This is a genomic window from Vibrio fujianensis (genome assembly GCF_002749895.1).
Classification (GTDB): Bacteria; Pseudomonadota; Gammaproteobacteria; order Enterobacterales; family Vibrionaceae; genus Vibrio; species Vibrio fujianensis.
Genome location: NZ_NBUS01000041.1, coordinates 250,334 through 251,388, shown reverse-complemented (window position 1 = coordinate 251,388; position 1,055 = coordinate 250,334). Strand labels below are relative to the sequence as shown.

Sequence of the window (1,055 nt, the reverse complement as noted above, 5' to 3'; positions counted from 1 at the left end):
TATCCCATTTGGGGAGACTCAAGCCGGAAAAAGTGCCGTTGTATTCGATCATGAGCTGAACTTAGGTGGCATTGGTACAACCGGATGCTTGGCGGCAAACTTGTTAGCAAAAGATGCCGATTTAGTCATTGGTGTGGGGACGAGATTTACCGACTTTACCACCGCATCGAAATCTTTATTTCAACATCCTGAGGTCGATTTTTTAACCATAAACGTGTCTGAATTTGATGCCAGTAAACTTGATGCAACGTCGGTTGTCGCAGATGCAAAAACAGCGCTTAGCGTAATCGCGAATCGGTTAACTCAAGCAGGGTATCAAACGTCTTACCAGCAAGAAATCCAACAAGCCAAAGCCTTGTGGCAAGAAGAAGTTAATCGGTTATTTAACACACAAGTTGGCCAAAGTTATCAACCCGAAATCGAAGGGCACTTTGATGATCAACTCAGGGAGTATCGTGAGACGCTCAATACGGAACTCACACAAACACGAGTACTTGGTTTATTAGATCAGTATTTGGAAGATAATGCGATCGTGGTGGGAGCTGCTGGCTCGTTACCCGGCGATTTACAACGATTATGGCAACCGAAAGTGCCTGATACCTACCATATGGAGTATGGTTTCTCTTGCATGGGGTATGAAGTTGGAGCCGCTGTGGGAGCAAAAATAGCCTGTCCAGATCAGCCGGTTTATTCCTTATTAGGCGATGGTTCTTATATGATGCTGCATTCTGAATTACAAACATCGATTCAGGAAGGGCTGAAGATCAACGTAATTCTATTTGATAACGCTGCGTTTGGTTGTATCAATAATTTACAAATGAGCCAAGGTATGGGAAGTTTCGGTACCGAAAACCGATTTCGAGATCCGCAAACGAATCGTTTGACAGGGCCGCTCGTGCCGGTTGATTTTGCTATGAATGCCGAAAGTTATGGGTGTCGTGCTTATCGAGTTTATAACCAAGAACAACTGATTGCTGCGCTCGCCGATGCGAAAAAGCAGACGGTATCGACGCTGATTGATATCAAAGTGCTACCGAAAACTATGACACATGGCT

At 44.6% G+C, this 1,055-nt stretch carries 1 protein-coding gene; it reads left to right on the top strand.

Going from position 1 to position 1,055, the window contains the following annotated elements; all coding sequences use genetic code 11:
• The coding region (locus B7C60_RS18500) for a thiamine pyrophosphate-dependent enzyme (RefSeq protein ID WP_245868970.1) at positions 1–1,055 on the top strand (1,055 nt) is incomplete at both ends.